This window comes from Klenkia sesuvii, assembly GCF_037083825.1.
Classification (GTDB): domain Bacteria; phylum Actinomycetota; class Actinomycetes; order Mycobacteriales; family Geodermatophilaceae; genus Klenkia; species Klenkia sesuvii.
Genome location: NZ_JBAPLU010000010.1, coordinates 82,180 through 100,964, shown reverse-complemented (window position 1 = coordinate 100,964; position 18,785 = coordinate 82,180). Strand labels below are relative to the sequence as shown.

At 75.0% G+C, this 18,785-nt stretch carries 17 protein-coding genes; 14 read left to right on the top strand and 3 right to left on the bottom strand.

Annotation, left to right across the window (positions count from 1 at the left end):
• Window positions 1–74: 74 nt before the first annotated feature.
• The gene (locus TEK04_RS11700; RefSeq protein ID WP_336404524.1) at window positions 75–974 is read right to left on the bottom strand and encodes an alpha/beta fold hydrolase; all 900 of its coding nucleotides are present in this window, start codon (window positions 972–974) and stop codon (window positions 75–77) included.
• A gap of 191 nt (window positions 975–1,165) precedes the next feature.
• Here TEK04_RS11700 and TEK04_RS11695 point away from each other — a divergent pair, with 191 nt between their 5' ends.
• The 7 genes from TEK04_RS11695 (at window position 1,166) to purH (ending at window position 9,536) form a co-directional block, all read left to right on the top strand.
• On the top strand, window positions 1,166–2,311 hold the full coding sequence (locus tag TEK04_RS11695) for a hypothetical protein (RefSeq protein ID WP_336404523.1): 1,146 nt from the start codon (window positions 1,166–1,168) through the stop codon (window positions 2,309–2,311).
• A 106-nt stretch (window positions 2,312–2,417) separates the two neighbouring features.
• Window positions 2,418–3,581: an ADP-forming succinate--CoA ligase subunit beta gene (sucC, locus tag TEK04_RS11690; RefSeq protein WP_336404522.1), complete on the top strand. Its 1,164-nt coding sequence runs from the start codon at window positions 2,418–2,420 to the stop codon at window positions 3,579–3,581.
• 33 nt (window positions 3,582–3,614) lie between these two features.
• Entirely contained in the window at window positions 3,615–4,490 is an 876-nt protein-coding gene (gene sucD / locus TEK04_RS11685) for a succinate--CoA ligase subunit alpha (protein WP_336404521.1), read from the top strand.
• A 176-nt stretch (window positions 4,491–4,666) separates the two neighbouring features.
• Window positions 4,667–6,028, top strand: coding sequence for a hypothetical protein (locus TEK04_RS11680; RefSeq protein ID WP_336404520.1), 1,362 nt, complete (start codon window positions 4,667–4,669; stop codon window positions 6,026–6,028).
• A gap of 142 nt (window positions 6,029–6,170) precedes the next feature.
• Window positions 6,171–7,352, top strand: a complete 1,182-nt coding sequence (locus TEK04_RS11675; RefSeq protein WP_336404519.1) for a cell division protein PerM — start codon at window positions 6,171–6,173, stop codon at window positions 7,350–7,352.
• A gap of 34 nt (window positions 7,353–7,386) precedes the next feature.
• Window positions 7,387–7,989, top strand: coding sequence for a phosphoribosylglycinamide formyltransferase (gene purN / locus TEK04_RS11670; RefSeq protein WP_336404518.1), 603 nt, complete (start codon window positions 7,387–7,389; stop codon window positions 7,987–7,989).
• Window positions 7,986–9,536, top strand: a complete 1,551-nt coding sequence (gene purH / locus TEK04_RS11665) for a bifunctional phosphoribosylaminoimidazolecarboxamide formyltransferase/IMP cyclohydrolase (protein WP_336404517.1) — start codon at window positions 7,986–7,988, stop codon at window positions 9,534–9,536. The genes purN and purH overlap by 4 nt, the downstream gene beginning before the upstream one ends.
• A 72-nt stretch (window positions 9,537–9,608) precedes the next feature.
• On the opposite strand, the gene TEK04_RS11660 is transcribed toward purH, so the two are convergent.
• The gene (locus tag TEK04_RS11660; protein WP_336404516.1) at window positions 9,609–10,214 is read right to left on the bottom strand and encodes a hypothetical protein; all 606 of its coding nucleotides are present in this window, start codon (window positions 10,212–10,214) and stop codon (window positions 9,609–9,611) included.
• 145 nt (window positions 10,215–10,359) lie between these two features.
• Between TEK04_RS11660 and TEK04_RS11655 the strand changes: the two genes are divergently transcribed.
• The 6 genes from TEK04_RS11655 (at window position 10,360) to TEK04_RS11630 (ending at window position 16,612) form a co-directional block, all read left to right on the top strand.
• Entirely contained in the window at window positions 10,360–11,223 is an 864-nt protein-coding gene (locus TEK04_RS11655) for a bifunctional methylenetetrahydrofolate dehydrogenase/methenyltetrahydrofolate cyclohydrolase (RefSeq protein WP_336404515.1), read from the top strand.
• 1 nt (window position 11,224) lies between these two features.
• Complete coding sequence (locus TEK04_RS11650) at window positions 11,225–11,524, top strand: DUF3017 domain-containing protein (RefSeq protein ID WP_336404514.1); 300 nt, start codon at window positions 11,225–11,227, stop codon at window positions 11,522–11,524.
• A gap of 47 nt (window positions 11,525–11,571) precedes the next feature.
• Window positions 11,572–12,519, top strand: a complete 948-nt coding sequence (locus TEK04_RS11645; RefSeq protein ID WP_336404513.1) for a malate dehydrogenase — start codon at window positions 11,572–11,574, stop codon at window positions 12,517–12,519.
• A 49-nt stretch (window positions 12,520–12,568) separates the two neighbouring features.
• Window positions 12,569–13,786 (top strand): NADP-dependent isocitrate dehydrogenase, encoded by a 1,218-nt coding sequence (locus TEK04_RS11640; RefSeq protein WP_336404512.1) that lies wholly within the window; start codon window positions 12,569–12,571, stop codon window positions 13,784–13,786.
• 218 nt (window positions 13,787–14,004) lie between these two features.
• On the top strand, window positions 14,005–14,886 hold the full coding sequence (locus tag TEK04_RS11635) for an endonuclease domain-containing protein (RefSeq protein WP_336404511.1): 882 nt from the start codon (window positions 14,005–14,007) through the stop codon (window positions 14,884–14,886).
• A gap of 394 nt (window positions 14,887–15,280) precedes the next feature.
• Complete coding sequence (locus TEK04_RS11630; protein WP_336404510.1) at window positions 15,281–16,612, top strand: hemolysin family protein; 1,332 nt, start codon at window positions 15,281–15,283, stop codon at window positions 16,610–16,612.
• Window positions 16,613–16,679: 67 nt separating this feature from the next.
• On the opposite strand, the gene galE is transcribed toward TEK04_RS11630, so the two are convergent.
• On the bottom strand, window positions 16,680–17,627 hold the full coding sequence (gene galE, locus TEK04_RS11625) for a UDP-glucose 4-epimerase GalE (protein ID WP_336404509.1): 948 nt from the start codon (window positions 17,625–17,627) through the stop codon (window positions 16,680–16,682).
• A gap of 25 nt (window positions 17,628–17,652) precedes the next feature.
• On the opposite strand from galE, the gene hisC reads away from it, so the two are divergent.
• Window positions 17,653–18,768 carry a histidinol-phosphate transaminase gene (gene hisC / locus TEK04_RS11620; protein WP_336404508.1) on the top strand — a complete coding sequence of 372 codons (1,116 nt, stop codon included), beginning with the start codon at window positions 17,653–17,655 and terminating at the stop codon, window positions 18,766–18,768.
• Window positions 18,769–18,785: the final 17 nt, after the last annotated feature.

The following is an 18,785-nucleotide window of genomic DNA, read 5'->3' as shown; positions in this document are numbered from 1 at the left end:
ACCCCCGGGGCCGGGGAAGCGAGCGGCGTGTCGCTCTGTCGACTTCCGATGACGCTGAGTGCGCCCCGGTCGGGTCAGGCTGCGGTGACGGACCGGTCGTGCTCGGCGGACCGGTGCCCGGCCAGGACGGCGGCCACCTCGTGGACGACGGTCCGGTGGATGGGCAGCGACATGTGCCCCACCCCGCGCACCAGGACGTTGCGGGCCCGCAGGTCGGGGTGGTCGCAGCGGCCGCGCGCCACCGGGATGACCAGCTGGTCGAGGTCGCTCCAGACCGCCGTCACCGGGACGTCCAGCGCCCCGGCCGGCGCGGCGAGCTCGGCCATGAACTCCGACCCCGGGCGCAGCTGGCGGATGAGGGGGGTCGGGCCCGCGTGCGCCCAGGCGGTGCCACCGTGCGGTGTGCCCAGGGTGGTCAGGGAGGCGATCCGGTCGGTGCGGCGGCACTGCAGCAGGTAGCGCGCCACCAGGCCACCCATGCTGTGCCCCACGACGTGCACCCGGTCGTGCCCGGTCTCCTCGCAGAGGCGGGCCAGGTGCTGCTCGAGCTGGGCCGCGGCCAGCCGTACGTCCTGCACCAGGGGGCTGTAGTTCCACGTGCTCACCGACGTGAACCCGCGACGTCGCAGCGCCCGGGACATCACGGTGAACACCGAGCGGTTGTCGACCATGCCGTGCACGAGGACGACGGGCACCCGCGCGGCGAGCGGGTCGGCGGCGAAGAACGCGCGCACGGCGGGCGGTTGCCACTCGGGGCGGATCCGTTCGTCGGCGTGCCGCGCCTCGGCCCAGGTGCCCAGCGGCCAGAGCGCGGCGTGCGCACCAACCCAGGCCAGCTCGGTCAGCCCGCCGGTCACGGTCGCCGGCCGGCACAGCGACCGGAGGGTGCGCGCCGCCGCAGCCACGCCCGACATGCCGTTGGCCACGAGGGAGGGCGCGGCGTGCCAGTCTGGGGTGGGCACGGCGGTCGTCACGGACACCTCCCGGGTCGGGTGCGGCCCCGGGCTGGTGCGGCGAGGCGGCCTGCTGTGCTGTGGTGGGGCTCACGAATTCCTGCCCCGTTCACGCCACGGTAATGCCCCCGTGTGTCCACCGTCACACATCGCGGCCGGCGACACGATCACGATGCGGTCTCGGGCGCCCCGACCAGCAGCAGGAGGAACGCGTGGCCACCCGCAGGACCCCCGACCAGCCGCGTCGCCCCGCGACCGCCCGGGCCCGGCGAGCCACCCCGACCACGGGCGGTCGCCCCCCGCGGGGCGTGGACCGGCCGCCGGTCGACCGGCTCGTCGTCGGTGACGTCCCCCTGCTCGCCCGCGCGGCCGGGGTCGTGCTGGCCCTGGCCGGGCTGGTGGGCGCGGTCGCCGTCGTCCCGACCTACCTGGTCGTCGACGACGTCCCGCTGTCGCTGGCCACCGGGCCCTTCGACGTGCTCGTCGCCCTCGTCACGCCCGTCGCCGCCCTGGTGGTGGGTGCACCGACGGCGGCCGGGCGGCTGCCCCGCCTGGGGCTGGCCTACGCCGGCGTGGCCGGGGGGCTGGCCGTGGGCCGGCTGCTGATCGAGCTCTACCAGGGCACCGCCTCCACGACCCGGCCCGGCGTCGAGGTGCTCGCCGGCGACCTGGTCGTCACCAGCACGGTGTCCCGGGGGTCGGGCTGGGTGCTCGGCGTCGTCGCCCTCGCCCTCACCGTCGCGGCCGGGGTGCTCGCCGGCCTGGCCTGGGGGCGCACGGTCATGGAGGACGCCGGCTCCCTGGACCCGCTGCGACCCGTGCTCGCCGGCGCCGCGGTCCTGCTCGGCGCGCTCGCCGCCCTGTGCCTGGCGCTGCCGGCCGCAGACGTCCCCGACCAGCTGGTGACCGACCCGGCCACCGGCTTGGTCACCGTCGTCACCACCGAGGGGCCGCGCGCCCTGCTCGAGCGACCCGGCGCGGCCCTGCTGGGTGGTCTGGTGCTGGCCGGCGCGCTGCTGCTGTCCGGGGCGGTCGCGGCGTCCCTGCGTCCCCGGCTGGCAGCGGTCGGCGGTCTCGCGGCGGTCGCCGTCGCGGTCGTCCAGGCGGGCCTGTCCGGGCTGCGGGACGCCCTGCACTCCCCGGACCTGGACTGGACCGTGCCCGGTGCGGGTCTGCTGCTGACCGGCCTGGCCCTGGCCGGCCTGGCGCTGGTGGCCTGGCGGTGGCGCCCCGCGCCGGGCCGGGCCCGGGGTCGCGCTGCGGCCGGCTACGACGCAACCACCGACGGGACCACCGACGGGACCGTCGACGAGACCACCGACGAGGGCGCCGACGCCGACGCGCTGCCCGGGGGCTGAGGGCCACCAGTCGGCCCGCCACCCCGGGTGCGCACCCTGTGATGCGTCCCACGGACGGCGACAGGAGGTCGGCAGCAGGGTTGCCGGGGCGTTACGGTGCCTCTTCGTGGATCTCTTCGAGTACCAGGCCCGTGACATGTTCGCAGCGCACGGCGTGCCCGTGCTCCCCGGCGGCGTTGCCGAGACCCCTGAGCAGGCCGAGGCCATCGCCCGCGACATCGCGGGCCAGGTCGTCGTCAAGGCGCAGGTCAAGGTCGGCGGCCGGGGCAAGGCCGGGGGCGTCAAGCTCGCCGACTCCCCGGAGGAGGCCAAGGCCCGCGCCACCGACATCCTCGGCCTCGACATCAAGGGCCACGTCACCCGCAAGGTGATGGTGGCCCAGGCCAGCGACATCGCCGAGGAGTACTACTTCTCCTACCTCCTCGACCGCTCCAACCGCACCTTCCTGGCCATGGCCAGCGTCGAGGGCGGCATGGAGATCGAGGAGATCGCGGTCACCAAGCCCGAGGCGCTGGCCCGCATCCCCGTCGACGCGACGGTCGGCGTCGACCGCGCCAAGGCCGAGGAGATCGTCGACGCGGCGAAGTTCCCCGCCGAGGTCCGCGACCAGGTCATCGAGATCGCCATGAAGCTGTGGGAGGTCTTCTCCGCCGAGGACGCGACGCTGGTCGAGGTCAACCCGCTGGCCAAGGCGCCCGACGGCACCGTCCTCGCGCTGGACGGCAAGGTCACCCTGGACGAGAACGCCGCCTTCCGGCAGGCCGGGCACGACGCCCTCGAGGACGCCGCCGCGGCCGACCCGCTCGAGGCGGCGGCGAAGGAGAAGGGCCTCAACTACGTCAAGCTCGACGGCGAGGTCGGCATCATCGGCAACGGCGCGGGTCTGGTCATGAGCACCCTCGACGTCGTCGCCTACGCCGGTCAGGACTTCGGCGGGGTCCGCCCGGCCAACTTCCTCGACATCGGCGGCGGTGCCTCGGCGCAGGTCATGGCCGACGGCCTGGGCATCATCCTCGGCGACCCGGCCGTGAAGAGCGTGTTCGTCAACGTCTTCGGCGGCATCACCGCCTGCGACGCGGTCGCCAACGGCATCGTGTCCGCGCTGGAGATCCTCGGCGACGAGGCCACCAAGCCCCTCGTCGTCCGGCTCGACGGCAACAACGTCGACGAGGGCCGCCGCATCCTCGCCGAGGCCGCCCACCCGCTGGTCACCGTGGTCGACACCATGGACGGCGCCGCCCGCCGGGCCGCCGAGCTCGCCGCCGCCTGACCCCGACCTGCTGACCCCGAAGGACACCAGAACATGAGCATCTTCCTCACCGAGAACAGCAAGGTCATCGTGCAGGGCATCACCGGGTCGGAGGGCCGCAAGCACACCCAGCGCATGCTGGCCTCCGGCACCGCGGTGGTCGGCGGCGTGAACCCCTCCAAGGCCGGCCAGACCGTCGACTTCGACGGCACCTCCGTGCCGGTCTTCGGGTCGGTCGCCGAGGCCATGAAGGAGACCGGGGCCGACGTCACCGTCGTCTTCGTGCCGCCGAAGTTCGCCAAGGGCGCCGTCGTCGAGGCCGTCGACGCCGGGATCAACCTCTGCGTCGTCATCACCGAGGGCATCCCGGTCAAGGACTCCACCGAGTTCTGGGCCTACGCCCAGGGCAAGAGCACCCGCATCATCGGCCCCAACTGCCCGGGCCTGATCAGCCCCGGGCGCTCGAACGCCGGCATCATCCCGGCCAACATCACCCAGGCCGGCAAGATCGGGCTGGTGTCCAAGTCCGGCACGCTGACCTACCAGATGATGTACGAGCTGCGCGACATCGGTTTCTCCACCGCCATCGGCATCGGTGGCGACCCGGTCATCGGCACGACGCACATCGACGCGCTGCAGGCCTTCCAGGACGACCCGGAGACCGAGGCCATCGTGATGATCGGCGAGATCGGCGGCGATGCCGAGGAGCGGGCTGCCGAGTTCATCAAGGCCAACGTCACCAAGCCGGTCGTCGGCTACGTCGCGGGCTTCACCGCCCCGGAGGGCAAGACGATGGGCCACGCCGGGGCCATCGTGTCCGGTTCGGCCGGCACCGCCCAGGCCAAGAAGGAGGCCCTCGAGGCCGCCGGGGTCAAGGTCGGCAAGACCCCGTCCGAGACCGCCCGCCTCATGCGCGAGCTGCTGGGCTGATCCCCGGCGCAACCCCCCGCGCCCACGGCGCACCGGACGGCGAGGTACCCCTCGGAAGTAGGGGTACCTCGCCGTTCTGCAGTTGCGGCACCCCTGGCGGGTGACCACGATGCGTCGCGGGACCCTGACATGCTGATCACGTCCCACCCCGTACGACTCAGGAGAGAAGCCGAGCGATGACGACCAGTGGACCCGACCAGACGCCGGGGGGCCCCGGACAGGGTCCGGCCGGCTCCGGCCAGCCCGGCCAGCAGAGCGGTCACGGCCAGCAGAGCGGGTACGGCCACCAGGGCGGGTACGGCCAGCAGCCCTCGCAGTCCGGCTACGGCCAGCCCGGGCAGTACGGCCCGCAGGGCGGCTACGGCCAGCCCGGCCCGCAGGGCGGCTTCGGCCAGCCCGGCCCGCAGGGCGGCTACGGCCAGCCGAGCGGCCCCGGCCCGCAGGGCGGCTACGGAGCCCCTCAGGCCGGCTACGGCCAGCCGCCCTACGGCCAGCCGGGCCCGTCGGCCGGCGGTGGCTTCGACCTGAAGAAGCTCAAGATCGGCGACTACGTCGTCGCCGGCAGCGCCCTGCTCTACCTGCTGTTCGCGCTGCTGCCCTGGTTCAGCGGCGACTTCGGGTTCGGCTACAGCTACAGCGTCAACGGCTTCGAGTCCGGGCTGATCGTCTTCTCGTTCATCCTGCTGCTGCTGGCCGCCGTGTGGGCGCTGCTGCCCGCCTTCCTCGACCTGAGGCTGGGCTTCCCGCGCAGCTTCGTCACCGTCGGGCTGACCGGGCTCGCCTTCCTGCTCACCCTCATCGAGTGGATCCAGACCTTCGAGGCGGGCTTCAGCTTCTTCGCGCTGCTCACCTTCCTGGTGTCGGGCGCCGCACTGGCCTTCGCCGTCCTCGGCCTGCTGCCCGAGCTGAAGAACAAGCCGGCCCTCAACGGTGGTCTGGCCAACGCCGCGACCTGGGCCAACCAGCCGGCACCCCAGTTCGGCCAGTCCGGCCACGGCCAGCCGCACCCGGGCCAGGGCTACGGCCAGCAGGGCCAGCAGGGCCAGCAGGGCCAGCCGGGCTACGGCCAGCAGGGGCAGCCGGGCCAGCAGGGCCAGCAGGGCCAGGGCGGCGGCTACGGCCAGCCGGGCCAGCCGGGCCAGGGCGGCTACGGCCAGCAGGGCCAGGGCGGTTACGGCCAGCAGGGCCAGCAGGGCTACGGACAGGGCCCGTCGGGCCATGGCCAGGGCGGCCAGGGCGGCCAGGGCGGCCAGGGCGGCCCGAGCCAGCCGGGTCAGTCCCCGGCCGGGCAGGGCGGCTGGGGCCAACCCTCCGCAGGTGGCTCCACCACGCCGTCCTGGGGCCCGCCCACGGGTTCCGGCCCGGCCACGGGTTCCACGTCCTCGGGTCAGGCCTCGGGCCAGTCCTCCGCAGGGGGGTGGAGCACCTCGTCGACCGGCGGCCAGCCCCCGGCCCCGCCGACCTCCGCGGCCGGGTCCACCCCGCCGCCGCCCCCGGCTCCCGACGAGGACCGGGACCGGCCCCGCGGCGACGCCTGAGCGTCGCCGGCACCCGGCACCACCCCGCGCGACCGACGAGACCCGCCCCGGACACGTCCGGGGCGGGTCTCGTCGTCGATGAACTCCGCGGCACGCGGCGGGGCCGCGCCCGCCCGCCTCGGCGACTTGCGAGAGTGGGGGGGTGCGCCCGCTCCTGGACCGGTTGACCCGGCACGCCCGTGGTCGGTCCGAGGTGCCCCCGGCCGCGCTGGCGGCGGTCGCCTCGTCGGCGGTCACCCTCACCGGGCTGGTGCTGCTCACCCTGGCCCTCGTCGTCGTCGCCGCCCTCGACCCCACCGGCGGCCTGTCGCTCGGCGGGAACACCCGGCTCGCCGCCCGGATGTGGCTGCTGGCGCACGGCGCCGGCCTGCGGTGGGAGGCGGGCACGCTCGCGCTGGCCCCGCTGCTGCTCACCGCCCTCGCCGCCTGGGGGACGTCCAGCGCGGCCCGCTGGGTCGTGGCCGCGCGGGACCTCGCCGCGCCCCGTGACGTCGCGCTCGCCGGCGGCACCGTCGCCGGCGTCCACGCCGTGCTCACCCTGGGTGTCGCCGTGCTCGCCGACGCACCCGACGCCGCCGTGCTGTGGCCGCGCACCGTGGCCGGGGCCCTCCTGCTCCCGGCGCTGGCCGCTGGGTGGGGCGCCGCGCGGGAGTCCGGCCTGGCCGGGGAACTGCTCGACCGCGTGCCCGGTCCCGGCCGCGCCCTGGCCCGCGGGGTGCTGGCCGGTGCTGCCGCGCTGCTCGCCCTCGCGCTGCTGGTCGTCGCGGTCGCCCTGGCCAGCGACGTCTCGGGCGTCGCCGCACTGGCCACCAGCCTGGGGGGCGCCGGCGCCGGGGCGGTCGGGCTGGTCGGGCTCAGCGCCCTGCTGCTGCCCAACGCAGCCGCGGCGGTGCTCGGGCTGGCCTCCGGGCCCGGCTTCGCCGTCGGTGCCGGCACGCTGGTGTCCACCTCCGGGGTCACCCTCGGCGCCGTCCCGGCCCTGCCCCTGCTCGCCGCCCTGCCCGACACCCAGGCCGTGCCCCTGCTCGCCTTCGTCTCGCAGGTGCTGCCCGCGCTGGCCGGGCTGGTCGCCGGCACCGCCCTGGCCCGCCGGCTCACCGACGTCGACGGCGGCGCGGTCACCGCGGCGCTGTGGGGCGTGGTCGCCGGTGTCGGGGTCGGGGTGCTGGCCGGGGCGCTCGCCCTGGTCGGCGGTGGCCCGCTCGGCGACGGCGCCCTCGCCGACGTCGGGGCGCCGGCCCTCTCCACCGGGCTGTCCACCGCGGCCCAGGCCGGGCTGGCCGCCGCGGTGGCGGCCGCGGTGTCCCGCTGGCGGCGGCGCTGAGTCCGCACGGCGGGCCCGAGTAGCCTCCCGGTACGTGCCGCCGGACCACCCGACACCCGCCCGGGTCGTCGTCCTGCTGTCCGGTGCCGGGTCGCTGTGCGCGGCCCTGCTGGCCGCCGACGCGCCGTCCTTCGACGTCGTCGCCGTCGGGGCCGACCGCCGGGCGCCGGGGCTGGTCGCCGCGCGGGAGCGGGCGGTGCCCACCTTCGTCGTCCCGCTGGGCGACCACCCCGACCGGGCGGCCTGGGACACCGCCCTGGCCGCCGAGATCGCCGTCCACCGCCCCGACTGGGTGGTCAGCGCCGGCTTCATGAAGCTGTTCGGCCCCGCCGTCCTCGCCGCGTTCGGCGGCCGCCTGCTCAACACCCACCCGGCCCTGCTGCCGGCCTTCCCCGGCGCGCACGCCGTGCGCGACGCCCTCGCCGCCGGTGTCACCACCACCGGGGCCACCGTCCACCTCGTCGACGCCGGCGTCGACACCGGCCCGGTGGTCGCCCAGGTCCCCGTGCCGGTGCTGCCCGGTGACGACGAGGCCCGCCTGCACGAGCGCATCAAGACCGTCGAACGGGCGCTGCTCGTCGACACCCTCGTCTCCCTCACCACCGCCGCCGACCTGCCCAGGAGTGCCAACCCATGACCGATCGCACCCCCGTCCGCCGTGCGCTGCTCGGCGTCTACGACAAGACCGGCGTCGAGGGCCTCGCCCGGGGCCTGGCCGACGCGGGGGTGCAGCTGGTCAGCACCGGCGCCACCGCGCGCCGCATCGCCGAGGCCGGCATCCCGGTCACCCCCGTCGAGGAGGTCACCGGCTTCCCTGAGTGCCTCGACGGCCGGGTGAAGACCCTGCACCCGGGCGTGCACGCCGGCATCCTGGCCGACCGGCGCAAGCCCGACCACGTGCGCCAGCTCGACGAGCTGCGCATCGCCGCCTTCGACCTCGTGGTGGTCAACCTCTACCCGTTCCGGGAGACCGTCGCCTCGGGCGCCACCCCCGACGAGTGCATCGAGCAGATCGACATCGGCGGCCCGGCCATGGTGCGGGCCGCGGCCAAGAACCACCCGTCGGTCGCCGTCGTCGTCGACCCGGCCCGCTACGACGACGTCCTGGCCGCCGTCGCCGAGGGCGGGACGACGCTGGCCCAGCGCCAGCAGCTGGCCACCGACGCCTTCCGGCACACCGCCTCCTACGACGTCGCCGTCGCCTCCTGGCTGGGCGAGGTCGTCGCCCCCGACGAGACCGGTTTCCCGGCCTGGACCGCAGCCGCCTGGGAGCGCTCGGACGTGCTGCGCTACGGGGAGAACCCGCACCAGGCGGCCGCGCTGTACCGGCACTGGCGCCCGGGCCTGGCGCACGCCGAGCAGCTGCACGGCAAGGCGATGTCCTACAACAACTACGTCGACACCGACGCCGCCTGGCGGGCCGCGCACGACCACGACGCGCCCTGCGTGGCGATCATCAAGCACGCCAACCCCTGCGGCATCGCCGTCGGCACGGACCTGGCGCAGGCCCACCGCAAGGCGCACGCCTGCGACCCCGTCTCGGCCTTCGGCGGGGTCATCGCCGCCAACCGCGAGGTCGACCTCTCGACCGCCGAGCAGATCGCGGAGGTGTTCACCGAGGTCGTCGTCGCGCCCGCGTTCACCGACGACGCCGTCGAGGTGCTCACCCGCAAGAAGAACGTGCGGTTGCTGCGCATGCCCGAGGCCGCCGCCGCCGACCCCGTTGAGCTCCGCCCGATCAGCGGGGGCGTGCTCGTTCAGGAGGTCGACCGGGTGTCGGCCGAGGGCGACGACCCCACCACCTGGACGCTGGCCACCGGCTCGCCGGTCGACGCCGCCGCCCTCGACGACCTGGTGTTCGCCTGGCGCGCGGTGCGCGCGGTGAAGTCCAACGCCATCCTGCTCGCCGGCGACGGCGCCACGGTCGGGGTCGGCATGGGGCAGGTCAACCGGGTCGACGCCGCCCGGCTGGCGGTGCAGCGTGCGGGGGAGCGGGCGGCCGGGTCCGTCGCCGCCTCCGACGCGTTCTTCCCCTTCGCCGACGGCCTCCAGGTCCTCCTGGACGCCGGGGTGACCGCCGTGGTGCAGCCCGGTGGCTCGGTGCGCGACGAGGAGGTCGTGGCCGCGGCCGCCGAGGCGGGCATCGCGCTCTACCTCACCGGCACCCGCCACTTCGCCCACTGAAGAAGGACCTCCTCGCCCCCCGGCGCACGCTCCGCGCGCGCCGGGGCCCGGCGAGGGGGCCGTTCCAGTACCTCACCTGAGCTGGGGACCGGTGAGCACCGCCTTGACGGCGCCGAGCAGCCCGAGGACGGCGACGGCGACGGCGAACGCGAAGCCGAGGTCGAAGTCCTGTGGTCGCCAGTCCCGGGCGACCGCCGGGACCAGGACGGCGGCCACCACGACACCGGCGACGAGCAGGGCCAGCACCCCCACGACGCGGTGTGCCCGGGCGCGGACGAGCAGCAGCAGGCCGAGGACGAACAGCACCGCGCCGCCGACCAGCACCGCCCCCGGCTGCCACAGGCCGGTGGCGACCAGGTCGGTCCAGTCGGTGCGGGCCGACCGCACGACGTCCTCGGCCAGCCCGTAGCCGGTCGCCCCGTCGGGGGTCCAGGGGAGCACCAGGCTGAGGGCGGCCGACACCCCGGCCAGCAGCAGGCACAGGGCGCCGACGGCGTCGGCGCGCCGCACGGCCACCGGCTTGGTCGACCAGGCGGGGGCGGTGGCGGACGGGTCGACCGGGGACCGCCCCGCGCCGGGCCGGTCGGCCTCGGGCGCGGCCGCCGCCTGCTCGTCGACCGGGTCGGCGGTGCGCGGGGTGCCGGACACCTGCGTGCGGTCGGGGTCGGGCTGGCTCATCTGTCCTCCTCGGCGCTGACCGTTCGCGGCCGAGCGTAGGAGAAGGACCTCGTCCCTCCCCACGACACGCTCCGCGCGCCGCGGGGCCGGGGGCGAGGCCGTTCCAGCACGTCACCTGTGCGGCAGTGTGCGGCAGACTGGACCGGTGACCGCGACACGACTGGACGGCAAGGCCACCGCGGCGGCGATCCGCACCGAGCTCACCGACCGGGTGTCCGCCCTGGCCGACGCCGGCCGGCGGCCGGGCCTGGGCACCCTGCTGGTGGGCGACGACCCCGGGAGCCGCTGGTACGTCGACGCCAAGCACTCCGACTGCGCGCAGGTCGGCATCGCCAGCATCCAGCGCGAGCTGCCGGCCGACGCCACCCAGGCCGACGTCCTGGCCGTGGTCGCCGACCTCAACGCCGACCCCGCCTGCACCGGCTACATCGTGCAGCTGCCGCTGCCGCGGCAGGTCTCCGAGGCCGCGGTGCTGGAGGCCATGGACCCGGACAAGGACGCCGACGGCCTGCACCCCACCAACCTGGGCCGGCTCGTGCTCGGCGTCCCCGGCCCCCTGCCGTGCACCCCGCTGGGCATCGTCGAGCTGCTGCGCCGGTACGACGTCCCGCTGGCCGGTGCCGAGGTCGTCGTCGTCGGCCGCGGCGTGACCGTCGGCCGGCCGCTGGGCCTGCTGCTCACCCGGCGCAGCGAGAACGCCACCGTGACGCTGTGCCACACCGGCACCCGTGACCTGGCCGCCCACACCCGCACCGCCGACGTCGTCGTGGCCGCCGCCGGCGTGCCCGGGCTGGTCACCGCCGAGATGGTCAAGCCCGGTGCCGCCGTGCTCGACGTCGGGGTCAGCCGGGTCGACGGCAAGATCGCCGGCGACGTCGCCGGCGACGTGGTCGAGGTCGCCGGGCACGTCGCGCCCAACCCGGGCGGGGTCGGGCCCATGACCCGGGCGATGCTGCTGAGCAACGTGGTCACGCTGGCCGAGCGGGCCGCCCGGCCCGTCCTCGCCTGAGGTGGCCCGCACCCCGCTGTACACCCGCCGGCCGTGCCTGGCCGGCGTGCTGCGCCAGCTGCCGCTGACCGCGGTGCTGCTGGTGGTGGCGGCCGGGCTGCTCACCGTCGCCGCCGGCAGCTGGCGCCGCGGGCTCGTGCTCCTGGGGCTGGCGCTCGTCGGCGCCGGGGTGCTGCGCCTGACCCTGCCGGTGCGGCGGCTGGGGTTCCTCGCCGTCCGCAGCACCACCACCGACGTCCTGCTGACCACCGGCAGCGGCCTGCTGCTGGCCCTCGTCGCGGTCGCCATCCCCCCGGGCTGACCGGCCCGGGGGCGCAGCCGCGGGCCCCCGGCGCTAGGTTGGCGGCCATGGCGACGAAGCCCGGCAAGATCACCGTGGTGGGTTCTGGCTTCTACGGGTCCACCACGGCACTCCGTCTCGCGCAGTACGACGTCGTGGGCACGGTCGTGCTCACCGACATCATCGAGGGCAGGCCCGAGGGCCTGGCCCTGGACATCAACCAGTCCCGCTCCATCGAGGGCTTCGAGACCGAGGTCGTGGGCGTCGGCGGGGGCTCCTACGAGGGCACCGAGGGCTCCGACGTCGTGGTCATCACCGCCGGGCTGCCCCGCAAGCCCGGCATGAGCCGCATGGACCTCATCGAGACCAACGCCGGCATCGTCCGCGACGTCGCCGAGAACGTCGCCCGCACCTCGCCCGACGCCGTGGTCATCGTGGTCAGCAACCCGCTGGACGAGATGACCGCGCTCGCCCAGCTGGCCACCGGTTTCCCGACCCACCGCGTGATGGGCCAGGCCGGCATGCTCGACACCGCCCGGTTCACCGACAACGTCGCCCGCGAGCTCGGCGTCCCCACCGCCTCGGTGCGCACGCTGACCCTCGGCAGCCACGGCGACACGATGGTGCCGGTGCCCAGCCGGTGCACCGTCGACGGGCGACCGCTGTCCGAGGTGCTCGACGCCGACCGGGTCGCGCACCTGGTCGACCGCACCCGCAACGGCGGGGCGGAGGTGGTGGCGCTGCTGAAGACCGGGTCGGCCTACTACGCGCCCTCGGCCGCCGCGGCCCGCATGGCCAAGGCGGTCGTGGAGGACTCCGGTGCCGTGATGCCGGTGTGCGCGTGGGTCGACGGCGAGTACGGGATCTCCGGGGTGTACCTGGGCGTCGAGGCCGAGATCGGCCGCGAGGGCGTGCGCCGGGTGGTCGAGGGCGACCTCACCGACGACGAGCTGGCCGGGCTGCGCGAGGCAGCCGAGGCCGTACGGACCAAGCAGGCGGACATCGCCGACATGTGACCGCCGACCCCGCAGGGGCCGGCTTCCAACAGAGAGGGATCACTTCCACGTGAGCAAGATCAAGGTCAAGGGCACGGTCGTCGAGCTCGACGGCGACGAGATGACCCGGATCATCTGGCAGTTCATCAAGGACGAGCTGATCCTCAAGTACCTCGACGTCGACCTCGAGTACTACGACCTGGGCATGGAGCACCGGGACGCCACCGACGACCAGGTGACGGTCGACGCGGCCAACGCCATCAAGAAGCACGGCGTCGGCGTCAAGTGCGCCACCATCACCCCCGACGAGGCCCGCGTCGAGGAGTTCGGCCTCAAGCAGATGTGGCGCTCGCCGAACGGCACGATCCGCAACATCCTCGGCGGCGTCATCTTCCGCGAGCCGATCATCATGCAGAACGTGCCGCGCCTGGTGCCGGGCTGGACCAAGCCGATCATCGTCGGCCGCCACGCCTACGGCGACCAGTACCGCGCCACCGACTTCACGTTCCCCTCGGCCGGCACCCTGAAGGTCGTCTTCACCCCCGAGGACGGCTCCGAGCCGATCGAGCGGGAGGTCTTCCAGGCCCCCGGCGCCGGTGTCTCGCTGTCGATGTACAACCTCGACGAGTCGATCCGGGATTTCGCCCGCGCCTCGCTGAACTACGGCCTGGCCCGCAACTACCCGGTGTACCTGTCGACGAAGAACACGATCCTCAAGGCCTACGACGGCCGGTTCAAGGACATCTTCCAGGAGGTGTTCGACGCCGAGTTCAAGGAGCAGTTCGAGGCCGCCGGCATCACCTACGAGCACCGGCTCATCGACGACATGGTCGCGGCCAACCTCAAGTGGGAGGGCGGCTACGTCTGGGCGTGCAAGAACTACGACGGCGACGTCCAGTCCGACACGGTGGCGCAGGGCTTCGGCTCGCTGGGCCTGATGACGTCGGTGCTGGCCACCCCCGACGGCAAGACCGTCGAGGCCGAGGCCGCCCACGGCACGGTGACCCGGCACTACCGCCAGCACCAGCAGGGCAAGGAGACCTCGACCAACCCCATCGCGTCGATCTTCGCCTGGACCCGGGGCCTGGCCCACCGCGGCAAGCTCGACGGCACCCCCGAGGTGACCGAGTTCGCCGAGACCCTCGAGCGGGTGTGCATCGAGACCGTCGAGGGCGGTCAGATGACCAAGGACCTTGCCCTGCTGATCAGCAAGGACGCCCCCTGGCTGACCACCCAGGACTTCCTCGCCGCGATCGACGCCAACCTGCAGAAGGCCATGGCTGCCTGATCCACCGCACGCCGACGACGGCCCCCTGCGCTCGCGCGCAGGGGGCCGTCGCGCGTCCGGGGTCCGACTGGGTTCCCGGGCCCGCCGGGGCCGGCGGGGCATGATCACCTCGGGTCGGATGCGCCCTCGCGCCGGACGAGGCAGCAGCTGACCGGGGGTGATCACCGGCCTGTGGACAACTCCGGGTGGTCGGCTGCCGACCGGGCAGGCTGCGGTCCGTGCCGGTCCGACCCGTCGTCCCCCCCGCCCTGGCCGGTCGGGTGTTCCGCGGCAGCGACGTCGTCGCGCGGGGGTGGCTGACACCCGCGCAGCTGCGCAGCGCCGCCTGGCGTCGGCTCCGGCAGGACGTCTACGTCGACGCGGCGGTCCCGCTGACCCACCGGATCCGGGTCGCTGCGGTCGTCCTGACCATGCCGGCGGGTGCAGCGGTCGCGGACCTGACCGCGGCTGCGCACTGGGGCGTCCCGGACCTCGTGGGGCCGGACGACCCGGTGGACGTCGTCCTGCCCCCGGGGGTGCGGTGGAGCCCGTCGTCCGACGTCCGTGCCCGGACCGCCGAGCTCGAGGGCGACCTGGTGGTCCTCGGCGGCATCCCGGCCACCGACCGGCTGCGCACCGCGGTCGACCTGGCCCGCCGTCCGGGCGACCTCGTGGACCGGGTGGTGCTGCTGGACAGGCTCGTGCGGGCGCGGCTGGTGGGCCTCGAGGACCTCCGCGCGGCGGTGCACGCCCTGCCCCCTTGCCGGGGCAGCGCTCGGGCGCGCCGGGCTGTCGACCTCGCCGACGGGCTGGCGGAGTCGCCGCAGGAGACGCGGACCCGCCTCGAGCTGGCGCGGGCCGGGGTGCCCACGCCCGTGGCGCAGTACCGGGTGCTGGACGGCGGCCGGTTCGTGGCGCGCGTGGACCTGGCATGGCCCGACCGCAAGGTGGCGGTGGAGTACGACGGGCTCTGGCACGCCGAACCGGGGCAGTTCGCCCGGGACCGGATGCGGCTGAACGCGCTGCAGGCAGCCGGCTGGCGGGTGGTCTTCGTGACCGCGCGGGACCTGACGCACCCCGGCGAGCTCGTCGCCCGGGTGCTGGCGGCGCTGGCCGGGTGATCACCACGGGTCAGGTGTGGTCTGCGCGTCCGGGAGGCAGCAGCTGACCCGGGGTGATCATGGGGCCCCAGCGCAGGGGAGCCAGCGCAGTCGAGGATGGTGGCGCGGTGGCCCGGGCTGTCCATCCACCCGGCCTCACCGACCCGGCGTCGCCGTAGCCTGGGCGATGTTGTCCGCGGACGCCCCGGACACCCCGGCGGTCGCGGCGCGGACGAGCGCCACGGGGCACCTGGGCTGCCCCCGGGAGCGGTCAGGGGCGGGCCCCGCAGCGGGCTGCGGGCCCCGGCGGGGGGAACGCCGGCCTGCGGCCGACCGTTCCCGGGTGGACCGTCCGCCCAGGACCCGCGATCCTGGGGCCTCCCCGCACCGCAACCGCAGAAGGAGCACGCCGCCGGTGAGCGACGTCTGGCTCAACATCGTCATGGTCGTCGTCTTCGTGCTCATCGGCGGTGCGTTCGCCGGGGCCGAGATCGCGCTGGTCTCGCTGCGCGAGTCGCAGGCGCGGGCGCTGGGTGAGCGCGGTCGGCGGGGGCGGTCGCTGACCAGGCTGTTGTCGGACCCGAACCGGTTCCTCGCCGCGGTGCAGGTCGGGGTCACCCTGGCCGGGTTCTTCTCCGCGGCGTTCGGCGCCAGCACGCTGTCCGGACCGCTGGCGAACTGGCTGACCTCCGTCGGGGTCCCCCAGGGCGTGGCCGACCCGATGAGCTTCGTGCTGGTCACCGTGGCCATCAGCTACCTGTCGCTGGTGGTCGGCGAGCTGACCCCCAAGCGGCTGGCGCTGCAGCGGGCCGAGGGCTTCTCGCTGCTCGTCGCCGGCCCGCTCAACCGCATCGCCTCGGTCTTCCGGCCGGTCATCTGGCTGCTCTCGCGGTCCACCGACGTGCTGGTGCGGCTGCTGGGCGGGGACCCCAAGCAGAGCGGCGAGTCCATCAGCCAGGAGGAGCTGCGCGACCTGGTGGCCGCGCACGAGTCGCTGTCCACCGACGAGCGCCGGCTCATCGACGAGGTGTTCCGGGCCGGTGACCGCGAGGTGCGCGAGGTCATGACGCCGCGTACCGAGGTCGACTTCCTCGAGGCCTCGCTGACCGCCAGCCGGGCGGCCAAGCTGATCGCCGACAACGGCCACTCCCGCTACCCGGTGGTCGGTCGCACGCAGGACGACGTCGTCGGCTTCGTGCACGTGCGGGACCTGCTGCTCCCCAACCACCCGGCCGGGCGCGCGGCCACGGTGGGCGACCTGGCCCGCGAGGTCAAGCAGCTGCCCGGGACGGCGGGGGTGCTCACCGCGCTGTCGGAGATGCGCCGGGAGAGCCACCACCTGGCGATCGTCGTCGACGAGTACGGCGGCACCGACGGCATCGTGACGCTCGAGGACCTCATCGAGGAGGTCATCGGCGAGATCTACGACGAGTACGACGAGGACGCCGCCCCCGAGACCGACGAGCCGGCCGAGGGCCCGCACGACGTCGACGGCCTGCTCAACCTCGACGACTTCGCCGAGGCCACGGGCTTGCAGCTGCCCGAGGGGCCCTACGAGACGGTGGCCGGGTGGGTGCTGGCCGAGCTGGGCCGCATCCCGGCGGTGGGCGACACCGCCGAGCACGAGGGCCGGGTGCTCACGGTCACCGAGCTCGACGGCCGCCGGATCGCCCGCATCGCGGTCTCCCCGGCGCCGCCGCCGGCGATCGACGGCGACACCCTGCGGGCCGGGGCGGCCGCCACCTGAGGAAGGACCCCGTCCCACCCGACGACGCGCTCCGCACGTCGCGGGCCCGTGGGACGGGGCCGTTCCATCAGCTCACCAAGGACCAGGCGTCGCGCACCATCGTGGTCAGCTCCGCGTGCTGCGGGTCCCAACCGAGGTCGGCGCGGATGCGCTCGGAGGAGGCCACCAGCTGGGCGGGGTCGCCGGCCCGGCGGGCGCCGACGACGACCGGCACCGCGTGGCCGGTGACCTCGCGGACGGCGTCGACCACCTGCTGCACGCTGAACCCGGTGCCGTTGCCGAGGTTGTAGACGCGGTGCTCGCCCGGCGCCGGGGCGGTCAGCGCGAGCAGGTGCGCATCGGCCAGGTCGAGCACGTGCACGTAGTCGCGGATGCAGGTGCCGTCGGGGGTGGGGTAGTCCTCGCCGAACACGGTGATGGCGTCGCGGGTGCCGGCGGCCACCTGCAGGGCGATCGGGATGAGGTGGGTCTCGGTGGCGTGCCGCTCGCCGAGGCCGAACCCGGCACCGGCGACGTTGAAGTACCTCAGGCTCACCGCGGCGAAGGAGTGCGCCACGGCGTAGGAGGTCAGCATCTGGTCCACGGCGAGCTTGGTGGCGCCGTAGGTGTTGGTCGGACGAGTAGGGGCGTCCTCGGTGATCGGCACGCTCTCGGGCTCGCCGTAGGTGGCCGCGGTGGAGGAGAACACGATGCGCCGGCAGTCCACCGCGCGCATGGCCTCCAGGAGGGCCAGCGAGCCGCCGACGTTGGTGTGCCAGTAGTCCTCGGGCTGCACCTGGGAGGCGCCGACGAGGCTCTTGGCGGCGAAGTGCAGCACGGCCTCGGGCCGGACGTCGGCCAGCACGGGGGCCGAGTCGTGCAGGGAGGCCCGCACGAACGTCGCACCCTCGGGGACGGCGTCGGCGTGGCCGGTGGAGAGGTCGTCGAGGACGGTCACCTCGTGCCCCCCGGCCAGCAGGGCCGCCGTGACTACGCTGCCGATGTAGCCGGCACCGCCGGCGACCAGAACTCGCATGCCCGAAGCCTACGGAGGGTTCCCCATGGTCAGCCCGCGCGCCGCGGTGAGCGCACTGCCGGCCTACCGGCCCGGTCGCAACCCGGCCGACCTGGCCCGCGAGATCGGGGTCCCGCGGGCGGTCAAGCTGGCCAGCAACGAGGTCGCCTTCCCGCCGCTGCCGGCGGTGGTGCAGGCCATCTCCCAGGTGGCGGGGGAGACCAACCGCTACCCCGACAACGGGGCCGGCGTGCTGACCGGCGCGTTGGCCACCCGCTACGGCGTGGCACCCGAGCAGGTGGCCACCGGGTGCGGGGCGGTGACGCTGCTGCAGCAGATCACCCAGGCCTACGTGGAGCCGGGCGCCGGCCTGGCCTACGCCTGGCGGTCGTTCGAGATGTACCCGCTGCTGGCCCAGGTCGCCGGTGCGCGCGCCGTCCAGGTCCCGCTGGTGCCCGGCGCCGGGGGTGGCCCGGCCGACACCCACGACCTCGACGGCCTGCTGGCCGCGCTCGACGACGACACCCGCGTGGTGCTGGTGTGCAACCCCAACAACCCCACCGGGACGGCGGTGCGGCGGGCGCAGCTGGAGGCGTTCCTCGACGCCGTGCCGCCCTCCACCCTGGTCGTGCTCGACGAGGCCTACCGCGAGTTCGTCACCGACCCCGACGTGCCCGACGGCACCGAGCTGATGCGCGGTCGCCCGCACGTCGCCGTCCTGCGCACCTTCTCCAAGGCCTGGGGCCTGGCCGGGCTGCGGGTGGGGTACCTGCTCGCCGAGGACCCGGCCGTGGCCGAGGCGGTGCGCAAGACGCACGTGCCCTTCAGCGTCTCGATGGTCGCGCAGGCCGCCGCGGTGGCCGCGCTGGCGAGCGAGGACGAGGTGCGGGCCCGGGTCGACGAGGTGACCGCCGAGCGCGCGCGGCTGACCGCGGCGCTGCGCGACCGGGGGCAGCCGGTGGCCGACAGCCAGGCCAACTTCGTCTGGCTGCCGCTCGGCGAGCGCACCGCCGAGGTGGCGGCGGCCCTGGAGTCGCGGGCGGTCATCACCCGGCCCTTCGCCGGGGAGGGGCTGCGGGTCACCGTCGGCACGCCCGAGGAGGACGACGCCTTCCTGGCCGCGTTCGACGAGGTCGCCGCGGTCGCGGCTGCCCGGGGCTGAGCGGGTCCGCCCCGGGA